The organism is Novosphingobium rhizovicinum, assembly GCF_040813635.1.
GTDB lineage: Bacteria > Pseudomonadota > Alphaproteobacteria > Sphingomonadales > Sphingomonadaceae > Novosphingobium > Novosphingobium rhizovicinum.
Genome location: NZ_JBFNXR010000052.1, coordinates 344,871 through 363,072 on the forward strand (window position 1 = coordinate 344,871; position 18,202 = coordinate 363,072).

At 63.4% G+C, this 18,202-nt stretch carries 13 protein-coding genes; 9 read left to right on the forward strand and 4 right to left on the reverse strand.

Features of this window, described 5'->3' with window-relative positions; genetic code table 11:
- Positions 1 to 14: 14 nt before the first annotated feature.
- On the reverse strand, positions 15 to 2,522 hold the full coding sequence (locus ABUH87_RS15775; protein WP_367775059.1) for a TonB-dependent receptor: 2,508 nt from the start codon (positions 2,520 to 2,522) through the stop codon (positions 15 to 17).
- Positions 2,523 to 2,792: 270 nt separating this feature from the next.
- Between ABUH87_RS15775 and ABUH87_RS15780 the strand changes: the two genes are divergently transcribed.
- From ABUH87_RS15780 to ABUH87_RS15810, 7 genes are all read left to right on the forward strand, one after another.
- Positions 2,793 to 4,172, forward strand: coding sequence for a phenylacetate--CoA ligase family protein (locus tag ABUH87_RS15780; RefSeq protein WP_367775060.1), 1,380 nt, complete (start codon positions 2,793 to 2,795; stop codon positions 4,170 to 4,172).
- On the forward strand, positions 4,169 to 5,650 hold the full coding sequence (locus ABUH87_RS15785) for an acyl-CoA reductase (protein WP_367775061.1): 1,482 nt from the start codon (positions 4,169 to 4,171) through the stop codon (positions 5,648 to 5,650). The genes ABUH87_RS15780 and ABUH87_RS15785 overlap by 4 nt, the downstream gene beginning before the upstream one ends.
- Before the next feature lie 10 nt (positions 5,651 to 5,660).
- Positions 5,661 to 6,587 carry a LysR family transcriptional regulator gene (locus ABUH87_RS15790; RefSeq protein ID WP_367775062.1) on the forward strand — a complete coding sequence of 309 codons (927 nt, stop codon included), beginning with the start codon at positions 5,661 to 5,663 and terminating at the stop codon, positions 6,585 to 6,587.
- Between the two features lie 16 nt (positions 6,588 to 6,603).
- A complete protein-coding gene (locus ABUH87_RS15795) occupies positions 6,604 to 7,350 on the forward strand; it encodes an SDR family NAD(P)-dependent oxidoreductase (RefSeq protein ID WP_367775063.1) in 747 nt (248 codons plus the stop codon).
- A 6-nt stretch (positions 7,351 to 7,356) separates the two neighbouring features.
- Positions 7,357 to 8,073 (forward strand): alpha/beta fold hydrolase, encoded by a 717-nt coding sequence (locus ABUH87_RS15800; RefSeq protein ID WP_367775064.1) that lies wholly within the window; start codon positions 7,357 to 7,359, stop codon positions 8,071 to 8,073.
- A gap of 160 nt (positions 8,074 to 8,233) precedes the next feature.
- The gene (locus ABUH87_RS15805) at positions 8,234 to 9,499 is read left to right on the forward strand and encodes a hemolysin family protein (RefSeq protein WP_367775065.1); all 1,266 of its coding nucleotides are present in this window, start codon (positions 8,234 to 8,236) and stop codon (positions 9,497 to 9,499) included.
- Positions 9,496 to 10,815 carry a hemolysin family protein gene (locus ABUH87_RS15810; protein ID WP_367775066.1) on the forward strand — a complete coding sequence of 440 codons (1,320 nt, stop codon included), beginning with the start codon at positions 9,496 to 9,498 and terminating at the stop codon, positions 10,813 to 10,815. Before ABUH87_RS15805 ends, ABUH87_RS15810 begins: the two co-directional genes overlap by 4 nt.
- Here the strand turns inward: ABUH87_RS15810 and ABUH87_RS15815 are convergent.
- On the reverse strand, positions 10,806 to 11,867 hold the full coding sequence (locus ABUH87_RS15815; protein ID WP_367775067.1) for an AI-2E family transporter: 1,062 nt from the start codon (positions 11,865 to 11,867) through the stop codon (positions 10,806 to 10,808). The genes ABUH87_RS15810 and ABUH87_RS15815 overlap by 10 nt on opposite strands.
- 153 nt (positions 11,868 to 12,020) lie before the next feature.
- Positions 12,021 to 12,203 (reverse strand): DUF1328 domain-containing protein, encoded by a 183-nt coding sequence (locus ABUH87_RS15820; protein ID WP_367775068.1) that lies wholly within the window; start codon positions 12,201 to 12,203, stop codon positions 12,021 to 12,023.
- 173 nt (positions 12,204 to 12,376) lie between these two features.
- On the opposite strand from ABUH87_RS15820, the gene ABUH87_RS15825 reads away from it, so the two are divergent.
- The gene (locus ABUH87_RS15825) at positions 12,377 to 15,208 is read left to right on the forward strand and encodes a TonB-dependent receptor (protein WP_367775069.1); all 2,832 of its coding nucleotides are present in this window, start codon (positions 12,377 to 12,379) and stop codon (positions 15,206 to 15,208) included.
- On the forward strand, positions 15,208 to 16,296 hold the full coding sequence (locus tag ABUH87_RS15830) for a phytase (RefSeq protein ID WP_367775070.1): 1,089 nt from the start codon (positions 15,208 to 15,210) through the stop codon (positions 16,294 to 16,296). The genes ABUH87_RS15825 and ABUH87_RS15830 overlap by 1 nt, the downstream gene beginning before the upstream one ends.
- 109 nt (positions 16,297 to 16,405) lie before the next feature.
- On the opposite strand, the gene ABUH87_RS15835 is transcribed toward ABUH87_RS15830, so the two are convergent.
- On the reverse strand, positions 16,406 to 18,148 hold the full coding sequence (locus ABUH87_RS15835; protein ID WP_367775071.1) for an alkaline phosphatase D family protein: 1,743 nt from the start codon (positions 18,146 to 18,148) through the stop codon (positions 16,406 to 16,408).
- Positions 18,149 to 18,202 lie beyond the last annotated feature (54 nt).

Consider the following 18,202-nt stretch of genomic DNA (forward strand, 5'->3'; position numbering starts at 1 on the left):
CTCGCCACCCGCAATCAGTCGAAGCTGTAGCGTACGCGCAGGCCATACATCCGCGGCTCGCCCAGGTAGCGCGAGATGAAGCCGGAGGAGGACTGCTCGTTGACGTGGGTATAGTAGTGCTCGTTGGTCACGTTGGTCGCGAACAGGCCAAGGTCGACGGGCGAGCCGGCCACGCGTTCCCAGTTGAGACTGAGGTCAAGCAGGCTGAGCGGGCGCAGGGTGCCTTCTGCCGAAGTATAGGTCGTGATCAGGCTCGACCGGTAAGAGTAAGTGCCCGATGCGGTGACAGTGCCCACAGAGGAGGGTAGGGGAAGCGTGTAGGACGCCGTCACCGCCGCCTGATGCTTGGGCGAATAGGGCAGAGGCTCACCCGCGACGGAGGTGAACAGCACGAAGTTGTAGAGGCTCCCCGGCGGGATCGGCACCGGGCTCAGCGTCTTGAGCTTGGTGTTGAGATAGCCGTAGCTGGCGCTCAGGTCGAAGCCGACGAAGGGCGAGATGCCCGCCTCCACTTCCAACCCGTAGATGCGGGAGCTGCCGGCGTTCACGATCGCCGTGTTCGGAGCCACGGTGTTCTGCAGGTTGACCAGGCCAAGCTGCACCTGCTGATCGCTGAAGTCGTTGTAGTAAGCCGCCACATTGAAGCGGCCGGGTACGGCGCCGCGCCAGCTGGTCTTCGTGCCCACCTCGTAAGTGTCGACCTTTTCGGGTCCGAACGTCTCGAAACCGTCGGCGCCGAACGGATTGGTGCTGCCCTGACGGTATCCGCGGCTGTACTTGGCGTAGAGCAGGATGTCCGGGGTCGGCTTGAAGTCCAGCCCGACGGTCCATGTCGGCGCTTCGGACTTTTGCATGAGCGACTGGTTGCACGCGCTGGAGGCGTCGGCAGCTGGGATGGCGTTGCCGAAGTTGAAGGTGCCGTCCGGGTTGCGCGTGGGAGAGTTGGGCCCGAGAGCGGGATTGAGGCAGTAGACACGCGGATCGTTCTCGGCCGGGAAGCGAATGACCTGCTTGCTCGCGAAGCTGGTGGTCTTGTCCCAGGTGTAGCGCAGGCCCCCGGTGAAGGAGAGCTGCTCACTGAGCGCATAGGTGCCCTGCGCGTAGACGCCGATGTTCCGGAATGACGTGCGGGTGAGCTGGCGAGAGACGCTGCCGACGAGCCCTTCGCGGCCCGTGAGCCGCCCGAGCGCGTCAACGCAGCGAAGCGTGTCGGGATCGGCGCAGGAGAGGTTCGACGGGTTCTGGTTGCCGTAAGTCCCTAGCGGCTTGCTGTTCTCGAAGTATGCGCCTGCCTGCCATGACAGCTTTCCGGCGTCCCCCTGGAACTGCAGCTCCTCTGTAAAGGTGGACTGATCGTTCGAGGCGAGACCGGGTGCGGAGGTGAGCGTGACGAAGCTCAGATCCCGTCCGGCAAGATCACCCGTGGGCTGTCCCAGGAACGTGGGTGGCACCACCCAGCGCGTGCCGAAGCCCTCGTTCCGGCTGACCGATGTGAGCTGCGCATAGCTGGCGATGTTCTTGATCGTCAGGGTGTCACTGGCAAGGAAAGTGGTGGTGTTGATGATCTGCCACTGGTCGAGGTCCAGCTTGGGGCGGGGCACCGTGTTCTCGACTGCGAACTTGCCCCGGCCCTCTTCCCGGGCGAGCTGGTCGCAGGAGAGGATGCCCGTGGGTGAAGGTGCGCCGTTGCGAGTGGGGATGCAGTTCGTCACCTTCGGCACCTGGCCGTTGGTTCGTGACCGGGTGTAGGACGCGATGGTGTAGTTTTCCAAGTCCGGCGTCAGGTCGACAACCAGGCTGGCACGTGCCGCCACGTAGCCGATGTCGGAAAAGCGGTCCGGGCCGGTCGGTGCGATGTTGCGCAAGTATCCTTCGCGCTCCTGCCAGTCGACGCCCACGCGCAACCGGGCGGATTCTCCGAGCGGTGTGTTCACCACCGATTGCACCCGTCGCAAGTCGTAGTTGCCGACGCGCCCTTCGACGTAACCGCCGAACGTGTCTTCCGGCTTGTGCGGCACCAGGAGGATGGCGCCGCCGGTCGTATTGCGGCCGAACAAGGTGCCCTGCGGGCCTTTGAGTACCTGCACGTTCTGCAGGTCGAAGAAATTGCCCGGACCGGCGCCGTCGCCGCCGCTCGTCGATCCGCCTCCGCGGGGGGCGACCACGTCCGCGAAGTAGACCGCCACCGATGCAGTCGTGCGCAGTTCCTGATAGAATCCGCGGATCGAGAAGGTCGTATTCTCACTGCCGAACCGCGAGTTGGCCGATAGGGAAGGCGTATACTTCGCCAGGTCAAGGCCGCTGGTGACGTTGCGGTTGTCCAGCTCCTCCTGGTTGAAGACAGTGATGGAGATGGGGACGTCCTGCAGGCGCTCTTCTTGCCGCCGTGCAGTTACGATGATGTCTGCCGAAGTGCTCGCACCATCCATGCGCGGCGCGGTTGTCTGCGCGAAAGCAGAGGCAGAGGCAATACATCCCACTGCGCCGGATAAAAACAGGTACGATTTCAGGCTCACCTTCACCACAGACTTTCCCTCCCTAACGGCCGTCGCTTTTTGCCGGGAACTCCGTCCCTTGCGATCGGCACGAACTGTGCGCCCGCTCAGCGGTCAGGAGAAGAATGGAATGCCCTCTAGGTCCCATAGGAAAAACCAATAGCCGGAATCGCGTGACCTTGAGGGTCCACTGCCATAGGCGTTGCCTATCGCTGTTATCGCGCATTAGCGTATTCTGTGTCGTCGCCGTCCGCCTATGCTCATCGTGTTAGAACGACGAGAGGAAATGCGATGGCCATGAGCCTACTGCCCGACAACCCCGCAGCATGGACCTATCGCAGCTGGGACGACCTCATGTCGATCCCGCGCGAGGAGCGGGAGAAGCTCCAGCTTGAGGCCATGCGCATCCAGTTCCACCGTCTTCGGGATCGCATTCCCGCCTTGAAGAAGCTGGCCGACCGCCAGGGTGTCGACACGATCGACAAGCTGGAGGACATACTCCCGGTCTGCTTCGACCACCGCGTGCTCAAGAACTATCCGATCCAGATTATCGAGAACCGCGACTTCAAGAAGCTGACGGGCTGGCTCGACAAGCTGACGGCGCACGATCTGTCCCGTGTCGACCTGACCGGCCTGAGAACCATCGAAGAGTGGCTGGGCCGCCTGGAGGCATCCGGCATGCTGGTGACGTACTCCAGCGGCACGACCGGCAAGCTCTCTTTCGTTCCGCGCAGCTATGACGAACTGGGGCCATGGAAATTCCACTTCTTCAACGTCAACTACGCGGCCAGCGGCGTGAATCCGTGGACGACCAAGCTGCCGACATTCTTCCCCGGCTACCGGGGCGGTTATCAGACGATGCTCAAGATGATGAGCCTGTTCAACGTCGAGATGGCTGGTGGTCCAGAGAACTACCACACGTTGTACGACACCCACATTCCCGCCGACTTGATGGCGCTGTCAGGCCGTCTCCAGGCCGCCGAGGATAAGGGCGAAGTGGCGGCGCTGGGGCTTGATCCCGCGCTGCTTGAACAGCGGCAGCAGATGCTGAGCCAAGGCCGTTCACGCGATGGCGATCTCGACGAATGGTTTGGCGAGTTGATCGAGCAGTTCAAGGGCCAGCGCGTGAAGATCGGCGGCACCTTCGCTGATATGTACCGCGTGGCCCGCGCAGGGCTCGACCGTGGCGCGCGGTGCGAATTCGCCCCCGGCTCGATCCTCATGGGCGGCGGCGGCATGAAGGGCTACAAGGACGCGCCGGACGACTGGGAAGAACAGATCAAGGAGTTCTTCGGCATCGAGCGGATGGGCAATCAGTACGGCTTTTCGGAGTGCATCGGCAACGCGCCGCTCGCCGAAGACGGGTTCTTCTACCTGCCTCCCTATTCGGTGCCGCTGCTCATGGACAAGGATGGCCAGGCGCTCCCTCGCGAGGGCGTGCAGACCGGCCGGCTGGTGCTGGTGGATCTGATCCCGCAGTCCTATTGGGGCGGCTTCACTTCGGGTGACGAAGTGACGATCCACTGGGACGACAACGAGTCCGGCTGGCGCGCGCCGCGCATCGCCAAGACCATCCGCCGCTTCGCCGAAAGCGAAGGCGGGGACGACAAGATCACCTGCGCGGGATCGCAGCAGGCCTATAACGAGTTCATGGAATTCGTGCAGGGAGACGCATGATGAGCGATGCGATGGACATCCCGATCATCGCGCGTGGCCGGGTCATCATGCCCGGCGATGATGCCGTGGTCTTCAAGGGCCGGGGTGGCGCCGATTTCCGGCAGGCAGACCCGCATAAGCACATTCACGATCTGGTGCTGGGTGACACCTCGCGCATGCGCGACCTGCACGATACGCCCATGGCGGAGATCATCGAATTGCTCGCGGAACTGGGCGATCGCCTGAAGCTGGACGACAACGAACTGCTGCAGGAGAGCTTTGCGCTGGCACTGAAGGCCGGCGGACTTGCCGAGCCGATCCTGCGCGGAGTCTACGATGCCTTGCCGCACATGTTCGACGCCAAAGGCATGACCGCGCTCGTCGACAAGACCATCGGGCTGAACTACCTCGACGGCTGGGTCTCCAGTGGCGGCGACTACGACAGTGTCAGCATCCGCGCGGTCGGAACCCGGCAGCTGCACATCACGGCAGGCAATGTGCCGGTGGTGGCGGCCATGACGGTGGCGCGCGCGGGCCTCACCAAGTCCGACATCCTGATCAAGTCGCCGTCCAACGATCCGTTGACCGCCAATGCCATTGCCCGCACGCTGATCGGGATCGCGCCCGATCACCCGGTGACGCGGCACATCGCGGTCGCCTATTGGAAGGGCGGGGACGAGTTCATGGACTCGCAGGTCGTGCGCACCAGCCGCATCGACAAGATCACCGCCTGGGGCGGAATGAGCTCGGTCAGGCACATCCAGAAGTTCCTGCAACCGGGCATCGACCTCACTGCGCTCAATCCCAAGTACTCGATGTCGATGGTTGGCCGCGAGACGTTCGAGAGCGAGGAGGCCATGGACGAAGCCGCGGTCGGGCTGGCCACACTCGCCGGCTTCTACAACCAGACTGCCTGCGCCAACACGCGCATCGTTTACGTGGAGAGCGATACCGACGACGAGTCCATCGAAAAGGTCGTCGCTCTTGGCCGCAAGATGGTGGCCGCATACGATCGGCTGCCGCCTTTGCTCTCCGTCCCATTCGTCACGCCGAATCGCGAGCTGGAGGCAGAAATGGCGGCCGTGGCGCTGGAGGACGACTTCTACCACGTGGAAGGCGATACGCTGAAAGGCGGCTTCGTCGTCTCCAAGTTCGACGACCGGGTCGAGTTCTTCGACAAGCTCAACAACCGGGTGGTCAACATCGTGCCGGTCGACGACCTGAACGACGTCCTGAAATGGTGCGACGATACCACGCAGACTGTCGGCATCTATCCCGAAAGCATTCGCTCGCGCGTGTTGGACGCGTTCGCCCTGGCGGGCGTGCAGCGGCTGGTTTCGCTTGCGGGTGGCGATCCGATGACGGTCTACGCCAATTCGCATCACATGCCGCCGGGTTCGCCTCATGATGGGATCGAGCCGATGCGCCGTTCCATGCGCTGGGTCGTGGATATGCGCCCCGTCACGCATGAGGTGGCGCTCGAAGTCGCCGCGGAGTAGCGTCCGCCCGGTGGACACGGCACATCTCAAGGCGTTCCTGCGCATCGCGCAAACCGGTTCGATCAGTCGCGCCGCGGAATCACTCGGCATTGCGCAACCTTCCTTGAGTCAGCAACTGCTGCGGCTGGAGGACGAGGTAGGCACGCAACTGTTCAACAGGACCGTGCGGGGCGTTACGCTGACGGACGCGGGCCGTGTGTTCCAGGAGCGTGCGAGGGAGGTGATCCATGCCGCAGAGCAGGCCGTGGCGGACGCACGGCACTTGCGTCACGAGGCGCGGGGCCAGGTGGTCTTCGCCATGCCGCCTTCGGTCGCACAGCTTTTGGGCGCGGCGCTTGTGAAGGAACTCACGGTCGCGGCTCCCTTGGTGCAGGTGCGGATTGTAGAGGCGTTCACCGGCAGCATCCGCGGCTGGATCGAGACTGAGAAGATCGACCTTGGCATCATTTACGACACAGGCCCCCTGCGCCACCTGATGACGGTCCCGCTGGCGAGCGATGAGCTGGTGGCGATAGGTCCGCACGGCAGTCTGTCCGATGACGAAGTGTCCTTGGCAAAGATTGCCTGCCAACCCCTGATCACAATTGGCCGCCAACACGGTCTGCGTCAGATACTGGAAGCTCATGCATCCCGCGCTGGCGTGGAGTTGAACGTCGCTCACGAAATCGATTCACTCTCCACTACGATCGATTTGGTCGCAGATGGAGCGGGCTATGCCGTGCTGCCCCGATGCGCGGTGATGGAGGCGCACTGGTCCAGCAGGATCGCGGTGGCGCGGTTCGCGGGCGACGGCCTCCGGCGCACGCTCAACCTCGTGCGCAATCCGGCACTGGTGCTGACGCATGCCTCTGTGCGAGTGGGAAATCTCACGCGTTCCGTGATGGAGCGCCTCATTGCTCAGGGCGCCTGGACTGCCAGGATCGAGCGAGAGACATGAACAGGGAGAAGAGGCGATGGTGAGCGGGGTTCTCGAAGGGAAGGCGGCTGTGGTGACTGGCGCTGGCCGGGGCATCGGTCGCGAGATCGCCCTGCGGCTCGCGCGCGATGGCGCGAATGTCGCCGTTCACTACAGTGGCAGCGAAGAAGGCGCGCGTGCTACCGCCGACGCCATTCGCAACGAAGGTGGGCAGGCCTTCACCTTCCGTGCCGATGTTGCTCGGCGGGCCGACGTCACCGCGCTGTTTGCCGCGATTGACGAGCAATTCGGTCGGCTCGACATCGCCGTCAACAGTGCCGGGGTCAGCGCGGGTGGAGCGCTTGCGGATCTCGACGAGGACCAGCTGGAGTGGATGCTGGGCGTCAATTTTCGCGGGCCGCTGTTCGTCGCCTCCGAAGCGGCGAAGCGCTTGGGTGCGGGAGGGCGGATCATCAACCTGGCCTCCAGCCTCGCGGAGTTCCCGATGGGGGGATCGGGCATCTATTCCGCGACAAAGCTGGCCATCAAGAGCTTCACGGAGAGCTGGGCCAAGGAACTGGGCAAGCAAGGGGTAACGGTGAACACGGTCATTCCGGGCGCGACGGCCCCGGGCATGATGGATACCGCGCCGGAGGGCTTTCGCGCTTTCTTCGACAATGCCTCGCCCTTTGGCCGGATCGGGACCGCGGCGGAAATCGCAGAGGTGGTCGCCTTCCTTGCGAGCCCGCAGGCGAGCTGGGTATCCGGCGCCCACATCCTAGCCAACGGCGCCGCGAACACCTGAGCGGCGGTGACGACCTTTCTTCTCGTTCACGGCGGCGGCCATGGCGGCTGGTGCTGGAAACCCGTTGTCCGGTTGCTGCGTAAGGCCGGGCACGAGGTCTATGCACCCACGCTGTCGGGCCTCGCGGATCGGGCGCACCTTCTGTCGCCGCAGCTTGGGCTGGACACGCACATCGCCGACATAGCCGGGCTGATGGAGTATGAGGATCTGACCGAGATTGTGCTCGTTGGGCACAGCTATGGCGGAATGGTCATCACGGGGGCTGCCGATCGAGCTATCGAGCGCGTTGCGCGGCTCGTCTACCTCGACGCGGCCATACCGCAGGACGGGGAGGCTCTGGTCGACGTCTCCCCCGGGCTGCTGGCATTGGCGGGAGCGACGCGCGAAGTCGACGGAGTGGAACTGGGCCTCTGGCCCGACGCGGCAGCGGCGGCGATCTACGGCCTCGCGGGGTGCCCATACGAAGAGTGGGCTATGGCCCGCCTCACGCCGCACCCATGGAAGTCGCTTGTCGATCGTCTTGTACTGCGCGACGCGGAGAGGGTGAGGGGGCTGCCGCGAGCGATCATCAACTGTGCCGGTACGCTCAAGAAACGGCCCGAAGCGCTGCTCCATCGATGGAACGATGCGCAGCATGTGCGCCAAATCGACACCGGCCACGATCTGATGCTTTCGGAGCCAGAGAAAGTTGCCGAAATGTTGATCGAAGCTGCGCTTGGCTGAGTTCCTGTCGCTGGCACAGCGAATACCGCACCTGCCACTGTCCGGTTAGCGCAAGTGACGCGTATTGTGGTCGCTTGGCTCGGGTGATACGGCACCTGCCTCAGTTCAAGAGGGTGCTACGGCCATCATTATCGTCACAACGGTTGCTGTTATCCTTCTCATGGTAGTGGCAAACGCGCTGTATGTCGCAGCGGAGTTCGCGACCGTGGGATCGCGCAAGTCGCGCCTTCAGGAAGCGGCCGAGAGTGGTAACAAGCCAGCTGCCGCGCTGCTAAAGATCGCTCGCGATCCCAAGCTGCTCGACAACTATGTGGCGGGTTGTCAGGTCGGTATCACGTTGAGCAGCCTTGTTGCGGGCGCTTACGGGCAGGCGCAGCTGACCCCTTTGCTGGTGCCGTATCTGGGTGCGCTGGGCGGGCAGGGCGCAGCGGTGATCATCGTGCTGCTGGGCGTGACCGTGCTTCAGGTGGTCCTGGGTGAATTGCTGCCCAAGACTATCGCGCTGCGCTACCCCGAGCGTCTGGCGACCGCAACGCTGATGCCCATGCGGCTCAGCCTGCTGGTGTTCCGTCCATTGATCTTTGTGTTCAACGGCACCGCCTTCACGCTGATGCGCTTGCTGCGCATCCACAGTGAACACGGTCACGTGCATGTCCACTCGCCCGAGGAGCTTGAGGATCTGTACCGGGACAGTGCCGCAGGTGGCCTCATCGACGTGGAGGAGCGCAACATGCTGGCCGGAGCCTTGGGTGTCGATGCCAAGCGCGTGCGCGAGATCATGACGCCGCGCGTCCGGCTGACCTTGATTGCTGCCGAAGAAACCGTTGCCGACGCACTGGCGCGGGCCGCCGCTACGCCGTTTTCACGCTTTCCCGTCACCGGGCGGAACTCCGACGATATCGTGGGCATCGTGCACCTGCGCAGCCTTTTCGCCGCCGTGCAGCGCGACCCGCAGATCCGCGTCGGCGATATCAAGCGCGAACCGCTGATCGTCGCCGAGTTCATGAGCGTGCCCAAACTGTGGAGTACGCTGCAGTCAACCAAGCGACGCGCAGCCATCGTCATCAACGAATATGGGACGGTGGCAGGTCTGGTCACTCTGGAAGATGCGCTGGAAGAGATCTTCGGCGAGTTGCAGGACGAGTTCGACAACGAAGAGGAGACAGTGATCGTCCGTGAAGATGGCGTTAGCATTCGCGGCGATGTCTCCATCTCCACTCTCGACGATCGGCATGACATCGAACTTCCGCACGACCGGGCGGATACGATCGGGGGCCTCGTCTGGCACGAGTTGGGCAGGCTGCCTCAGGTGGGTGACGAATTCGCCGTTCCTGGAACACCGTACAGGTTGAAGGTCGAGGTGATGAACCGCCATGCGGTGCAGCGCGTGCTCGTCATGACCCACCCTAGCGGGGATGAGTCATGAGCGAGTATCTGGTCCCGATCCTCGTCATCCTGGTCCTGGTCGTCATCAACGGGGTGTTCGTGGCCGCCGAGTTCGCGCTGGTCGGCGCGCGTCCGAGCAGGCTGGAATCGATCGCACAGGGCGGCAACCGTGCAGCGCGCTGGCTAGCCCGCGTTTATGAGCGGGAGACAGGCAAGGACGCGTACATCGCAGTCGCGCAGCTTGGCATAACACTGGCGAGCATCGGGCTGGGCATGTACGGCGAGCCGGCTGTCGCATCCTGGCTATACCCTGTGTTCGAGAGCTGGGGGATGACCTACGAGCAAGCGCACGCGGTGGGCTTCGTCGTGGCATTGGGCGGCATCACCTACATGCATGTCGTCTTTGGAGAGATGATCCCCAAAGCTCTGGCCCTACAGGCGCCCGAAGCGATCAGTATCTCGGTCAACCCGGTCATGCGGCTGTTCGCGGTGGTGTTCAAGCCGATGGTCTTCCTGCTGAACCACCTGGCTTTCGCTCTCATGCGGCTGATCGGCATCAAGGATCCGGGCAAGGGGGCAATGCTGTACACCTCGAAGGAACTCGCCATCGCTACCGAAGAGGTTGCGGAGAGCGGGCAGCTGAACGAAGCGCAGCGCACGCTGATCGACGGCCTGTTCGAGATGGAGGATCGCACGGCCGAGGAACTGATGACCTCGCGCGGGCGCCTTGCAGCGATAGACGCCGACACTCCGCTACCGCAGCTGGCACAGCTCATCGCCGGGAGCAGCCAGACGCGATACCCGGTCTTTGCAGAGTCGCTCGACAATATCCTGGGCGTGCTGCACGTAAAGGACTTCATCCGGGCGCATCTGAAGGGCGAGATTGCCAGTCTGCGCCACATCCTGCGGCCGCTGCCCTATGTCGCGGCCGAGACTTCGGCAACGGAGCTGATGGCCCTGTTCAAGAAAGGCCGCATCCACGCCGCGCTCGTGGTCGATGAGTTCGGCGGGACACTCGGCTTCGTGACGATGGACGATCTGGTCGAGGACCTGATCGCGGAAGATGGGGACGCCGCTTCCGACTGGATCCGCCGCATGCCGGACGGCAGCCTCCTGCTGGACGGGGAAGTCACCTTGGCCGAGCTGGCGGAGGACCATGACATTGATCTGAAGCAGGATGACGTGGTGACCGTCGCCGGGCTTTTCCTGGCGTCGAGCGGGAAAGTGCCGCAGGCGGGCGCTACCCTGGTTCGGGACGGATGGCGCCTTGTAGTCGAGGAAATGAGCGGCCTTAAAGTCCTGCGCGTCAGCCTGCGCCGGAATGGCGAACAGCCGGGGGCGGCGGGTCAGTCCTGACCGGCCACCTTGATCTCCTTGCCCAGCAGCGTGCTGACGTAGATCCGCTGGATCAGCACATAGACGACGACGGTCAGCGGAGCGGCCAGCAAGACGCCGATGAACCCGAACAGCAGCCCTGCGGCTACCACTGCAAAGAGCAGGACCGCGGGCGGAACATCGACAGCGTGCTTCTGGATCATTGGCTGAAGGAAGTTGCCCTGGATCTGCTGTACGAGCAGAAACAGACCCACGGTCCACAAAGCCGTCGCCGGGGACACCGTGAACGCCAGCAGAACTGCCGGTATGCCTGAAATGATCGGGCCGATCATGGGGATCACGTCGAGCAGCCCGGCGATCAGACCCAGCCCACCCGAAGCCGGCACGCCCAGCAGGAACAAGCCGAGCCAGGTGAAAGCCGCCACCACGAGTGAGGAGACGGCCTGACCGGTCATCCACCCTCCGAGACCACGGGAGGCATCGTCGAGCGCGCGGGCCACAGACGCCTCCGCCTTCTGGGGGATCAGAAGCAGCAAGCCTCTCCGGTAGACCGCAGGGTCGCTGGCGATGAAGATGGCGCCGACGAAGACCAGGACGAAGTTGGCGAGCCCGTTGCCTGCGGTGAGGACGTAGCTGCCGGCCTGAGCGAGATATCCCGAGATATCGTTGCTGCCATCCTGAAGAAGGTTGTCGAGCGTTCCGCCCAGACCGATCTGCCGAAGAAAGTCCTGCACCTGCTGGATCGCAGGAGGGATGCTCTGGCGGATCGTGTCGAACTCTCCAGCCAGCTGCGTTCCGAACAGCGTGAACACGCCGGCGAACACCGCCAGGATCAGTGTGACCGAGAGACCCAGCCCAAGGCCCCTTTTCATGCGGGTGATCTTGCAGACCCGCCGCGTCATCGCATCGAAGATCGCGGCCAGCACCAGCGAGGCGAAAACCAGCATCAGAAACCCGGCCAGCTCCACCAGCAGCCACGCGACGCCCACGATGGCGACGATGGTAACCGTGATCGCGGCGATGCGTCCGATCGGGGACGAGCTGGAGGGCGAGGACTCAGCCTGCTCGTTCATGGATTGCCGTTCCTCTCCCACATCAACGCTCCATCACTCCGCCGTGACCGTCAGGGGCGCGGCGGCGTACGCGCTGACGCCCCTATAGGAGTATTACGGGGATTGCGGCTTAAAGATGAATGGACGCCCTGTGAAGGCAGTCGGCCTGAACCGCTAAAGCCTCTTGTCTATCGACTTGGCCGCTCTCCAGCCAAGAATAAAGAAGATAATGGTGCCAATGAGCGCGAGAACGAAAATGATCAGCGCAATGTCTGCCAAAGCACCTGCAATACCGCCGAAGCCGAGAACGGCCGCGATCAGGGCGATGATCGCCAGTGTAATTGCCCAGCTATACATTGGTCCAGTTCCCCCGTGATGGTCGAGACTTTCATGGGAATGTTCTCCGCATCGAAGTGTTCCCGTCTGCCACCTTTCACGAAAGCGTCATCGCACCGGCACGGGAGTGTCATAGAGCCTAAGTAGAGGCCGCCCCGATACCGACGGGTACAACGGGGGAAACTGACATTACCATGAAGAACTCGGTCCGCCTGCTTGCCGGGCTGCTTGCCACTGCGTCTTTGCCAACGCTTGCTTACGCCGGTGAAGTTGCCGGATCTGTCACCGATGAGAGCGGTACGCGCGCTCTGGAATCGGCCACTGTGCGGCTGATCGAGCTTAATCGCGTCGTCGAGAGCGACCGGAGCGGGCGATACAGCTTCTCCGACGTGCCGGCGGGGACCTACACTCTGGAAGCGCGGTATGTGGGCGCGAGGCCGCAGAGGCGCACGATCACGGTCCAGGAAACTGGTACCGTCTCCGGAGACTTCGTGCTGGCCGGCATCGGCGGCACCGACATTCTCGTCCTGGGCCAGTCAGCGAACCTCAGCAGCGCGCTCTCGCGCCAGAAGGCCGCAGATGGCGTCGAAAGCGTGCTCACACGCGACGCGGTCGGCCAGTTTCCCGATCAGAACGTCGCGGAATCGCTGCGTCGCCTGCCCGGCATCAACGTGCTCAACGATCAGGGCGAGGGTCGCTTCGTTGCCGTCCGCGGCCTCGACCCGGAGCTCAACGCGACGTCGGTGAACGGTGTGCGCCTGCCCGCTCCTGAGAGCGATGTCCGCTCCGTTGCGCTCGACGTGATCTCCAGCGATAGTATCGAGTCCATCGAAGTCAAAAAGTCGCTCACGCCCGACATGGACGCCGACACCATCGGCGCATCGATCGAGATCAATACCACCAACGCCTTTGCACGGCGCAAGAACCTCCTGACCGTGAAGGCAGAAGGCAGCTATAGCGACTATGCAGAGAAGCTCACACCCAAGGGCAGTCTGGATTTCTCGCAGAAGCTCTCGGACAACTTCGGCGTCTCCGGCGGCATCAGCTACTATCGTCGCCAGTTCGAGACCGACAACGTTGAGGCAGACGGCTGGGCGCAGGATGACGGCCTGATCTTCCCCGAGGAGGTCAACTACCGCGACTATGACGTGGAACGTAAGCGCCTGTCTGCCAACCTCAATCTCGATTTCCGCGCGGGAGAGAGCACGGTTCTCTACGCCCGCGGACTGTACAGCCAGTTCGATGACCAGGAGTATCGGCGGGAAACCAGCTTCAAGCTGGAGGATGCGGGCGAGATCTCGGGCAGTGGGCCCAATATCAATTTCAGCGATGAGGGCGGTGAGCTTGGGCTTCAGCGCTCGATCAAGGACCGTTTCGAACGCCAGCGGATCCGCAGCCTCGTCGTGGGCGGTGAAACCGACGCGAATGGCTGGCACGCGCGGTATTCCGCGAGCTGGTCCAAGGCGTCGGAGCGCGAGAACGGCTCGATCGATCCGGCCAACTTCGAGCAGGCGTTCGAGGATGATGGCCTGAACATCGGGTTTGACTTCAGCGATCGTCGGATTCCGCGCTATTCGGTGAGCGGCAGTCCTGGCGCGGTGGCAGACTTCGCCGACCCCTCTGCGTACGAACTGGACAGCATCGAGGTGACGGCGCTGTCCGGCGCGACCGATGAGGAATGGTCGGCCAAGCTGGACCTGGGGCGTGAGTTCGCGATGAGCAGCGGCACCTTCACAGTCCAGGGCGGGGCCAAGGGACGCTGGCGCGACAAGAAGTACAACCTGGAAGCCGAGTACTGGGAAAACGGGGACATGACGCTTGCCGATGTCCTTGGCCGGCAGACCTACCGCATCACTGACATCTCCCCGGTGCCTAGCAAGCGCGGCGCCCGCCGCTTCTTCAATGCCAACCGCGGCGCTTTCGAACTGGACGAGTACGATAGCGCTCTGGACTCGATTGCCGAGGACTATGCGGTCAGCGAGGATATCACAGCCGGCTACCTGCTGGCGCGGTTCGACAACGCGCAGTTGCGGGTGATCGGCGGTGTTCGATATGAGCATACCGAGAACGAGATCCGGGCCAACACCGTCACCCAGATCGAGGAGGATGGCACGCTCCCGGACGGCAGCATCGCTGATGAAGACACCATCATCACCGTGCCCAACCAGTTTGAGCGCAGCTATGGCAACTGGCTGCCGAGCCTTACCGTCCGCTGGCAGCCGGAGCAGAACCTTGTGCTGCGTGCCGCCGGCTACAAGAGTCTGGTGCGTCCGAAGCTGTCGAACCTTGCGCCGCGCTTCTCCGTGGAGGAGGACGACGACGGACGGCGCGAGGGTTCGTTCGGCAACCCCGACCTGAAGCCGTACGTCGCCTGGAACTTTGACGCGAGCGTCGAATACTACCTTGGAAACAGCGGCGCACTGACCGGCGGCTTCTTCTACAAGAGCGTCAAGAACTTCACTGCGGAAGTGAATCTGGACGAGGACGGGATCTACAACGGCATCCCTTATGATGAGGCGACGAGCTTCATCAACGGCGATACAGCGAAGATCTGGGGCCTCGAACTGAGCTATGCGCAGGCGCTGCGGTTCCTGCCTTCGCCTCTGGATGGGCTGATCGTCCAGGGCAACTACACGTACACCGATGCGACCGGCGAAGTGCCGACCGACGGGGACTTGAGCGAGCCGCGCAAGATCGACCTGCCGGCGAGTTCAAAGCATACCTTTAACGCGGCGCTCGGTTACGAGAAGGGTCCCGTCTCGCTCCGCGTGGCCGGAACCTATCGCTCCAAGTACCTCGATGAACTGGGCGCAGTGGAAGCGGAGGACCGTATCGTCGACGATCACTTCCAGCTCGACCTCAGCGCGAAATACAACGTCACGCGAAAGGTGCAGGTGTTCTACGAGTGGATAAACATCAACAACGCGAAGTACTACGCCTACAACACCGTCGGAAGTCGGCAGAACCTGCTGCAGTTCGAGCAGTACAAGTGGACCATGAAGGCCGGCGCCCGGGTGTCGTTCTGATGCGCGCGCGTACGCTGAACGCCTGCTTCGTTCTTGCGCTGTCACTCGGTGGCTGTGCGAACGCGCTCTCTTCGGGTGGATCGGGAGCGGTCAGCTTGTGGCCTGCCGTGGACATACCGGCTCAGGTAGAGACGGCGCCTGTCGGCACCGCCCGGGCCGATGCCGCAGACGACCCGGCGATCTGGCGCAATGCGGCCGATCCGGCTGCAAGCCTGATCTTGGGAACCGACAAGAAGGCGGGGCTCTATGTCTATGGGCTCGATGGGCAGGTGCGCGATTTTGTCGCCGCCGGAGCCCTCAACAACGTCGACCTGCGCGAGATCAGGAGAGCGGACGGATCGACGATGGTTCTGGTCGCAGCCAGCGATCGCACCGACCGCGCCAACCCCCGCGTAGCCATGTTCGCGCTCGACGGCGCCCGCGCCAAGCTGACCGCGCTGGGCACACAGCCTTTCTTGCCGTCCGGCCATGCTCCGGCAGAAGCCTACGGGTTTTGCATGGGCGGACCGTTGGGCGCGGATGAACTGGCGCGTGCCTATGTCGTGCTGAAGGATGGCGAAGTGGCGGAGAGCCGCCTGATCGACAGGGCTGGCACGATCGTCGCCGAGTATGTGCGCAGCATGAAGCTCGCCACCCAGTCAGAGGGATGCGTGGTGGACGATCAGGCGCGCCACTTGTTCGTGGCCGAGGAGGACGTCGGCATCTGGCGTTTCGACCTCAACGAGGCGCAGCCGCAAACGCAATCCTTTGCCCGCGTCGGAGAAGAGAGCAGCCTCGTCGCCGATGTCGAAGGGCTCGCGGCTGCACGGGCGAATGGGCGAACGATCCTGGTTGCCTCCAGCCAGGGTGAGAATGCCTATGTCGTGTTCGATGCTGGCAGCGGTGCGCGGCTGGGCCGGTTCCGCATCGCAGGCGGCTCCATCGATGGCACAAGCGACACAGACGGGATCGAACTGGCGCTGGGCGATTTCGGGCCGCAGTGGCCTGAAGGTCTGTTCGTGGCACAAGATGGCAACAACGCGCCTGAGGCCCAGAACTTCAAGCTGCTATCCTGGCAGGCCATTCGCACGGCCCTGGAGCTGGAGTAACCGCTGGAGTAGCTCCTCCCTGCGTATCACCGGATGCCGGGACCGCGGCTCCGGTGGTACCCGCTTCACCTGCTGCGTCCCGCTCTCACCGGAGCGGGACGCAATTCTCTCAGGTAAAGCGCACCTGTCCGTTCCGGCGTTCGAAAGGCATCTCGCGGATGACCTGCGTCGTGTAGTCGGGCGAAAGCAAGGTGCTGACAGCAACGAAGCTGGCCTTGCCGCTCCCGCGCCCAAACTCCATGCGGACGTATCCCTGGTGCATGTTATCCGTCCACACGACTTCGGGGATGTGTTCGGCATACGCGCGGTCGAGAGTGACGGACATCTTCGGGCTGAAACCGCTCTCGATGAAGTCGCCGGGTGAGGAGATGCCCGCGGTGCCGAACTCCAGACCCGCCGGTCGGCCCGATCCGTCGACCAGACTGTTCGCCCAGAAGCTATGGCTGTCACCTGACAGGACGACAAGATCGCCAGCGCCGGCCCTCTGCGACAGGGCATAGAAGCGGTCCAGCGCCCAGGGGTAGCCACTCCATGAATCGGTGTAGTCGGGCAGGTTCCACAAGCCCTTCCAGGCCAGCGATACCGCCGGATCAGCGGCCAGCTTAGCCAGTTCTTCGGATGATCTGGCCGCCGCGAGCTGCGGCCTCGGGTCCGGCAGAATGCCCAGCGCGGCGACGTCGGGTACGTGGAGCCGAGCCATGACCATCGGGCTGCCGATGATCCGCCAGGGCTGACCGGCATTGACCGATTGTCTGAGCGCTGCTTCCAGTTCGGTCTCCAGCTCCGCAGAAAGGAGGGGGCGGTCGGGTGCGCCGAGCACATCCTTGCGGAATCGTTCGGCAGAGGCCCCGTCCACGATGGATGACGCATGCTGCGCATAGTCGATCTGCTCGGCCCGCGCGGTATGGCGGGTCTCCAGAGTGTGCAACATAGCGAGGTCGCCAAAGGTGTAGGCGCGCCAGAATTGCGCGCGTGAACGGTCAGGATCCGCAGCCTGCTCCGGCTCTCGGATCGGCATCCACTCGTAATAGGCCTGGATCGATGCCGCGCGTCGCGCCGCCCAATCGCCTTCCGTCTCGGGCTGATGGTTCTGGGCGCCGCCAGTCCACGGATTGTTGGCGCTCTCGTGGTCGTCCCAACAAGCCATCATGGTGTGCCGGGCATGCATGGCGCGGGAGCCGGCATCGGTCTTGTACTGGGCGTGGCGGGTTCGATAATCTGCAAGGCTCACGATCTCGTGCGCAGGTTCATGGCTGCGGCCTAGAGTCCGGGCGACCTTTTCGCCCCAGCCATCGGGGCCTCCGTACTCGTAGATGTAGTCGCCGGTATGGAGGACAAAGTCGATCGCCGGGTCGCGCGCGATGGCGTCATAGGCGTTGAAGTAACCGAACGCGTAGTTCGAGCAGGAGGCGAGGGCGATGCCCAGGCGATCCAGACGGCCCTTCGGCAGCGTCCGGGCCTGGCCGATTGGCGAGACCGCATCGCCGACGCGGAACCGGTAGAAAAAGGTGCCGCCTGCCGGGAGATCGCGAGCAAGCACTTTCACGGTATGATCGCGCGAGGCGTCGGTGGTGAACTGTCCCGACTGGCGCAGAGTGCGAAAGTCGGGCGTGTCGCTCAGTTCCCAGATGACGGGCGTGGCCTGTCCCGCGTCGGGCGCCGTTACGCGCGTCCACAGGATCACACTGCTCGCATCGGGATCGCCGCTGGCGATTCCGTGGCGGAACACCGGGTCAGTCTGCGCGATCTGGGCCAGCAGCCGCGCCGGAAGCGCCATCAGCGCAGCGGTCCCTGCCAGGCCCGCCAAGATGGCGCGGCGCGACACTGCGGTCGGGAAGGTCGGTTCGGTCATGGCAGGTATACTCGTTGAAAGGGGGATAGTCGCGGCGGAGCAGGTCCCCCTCCT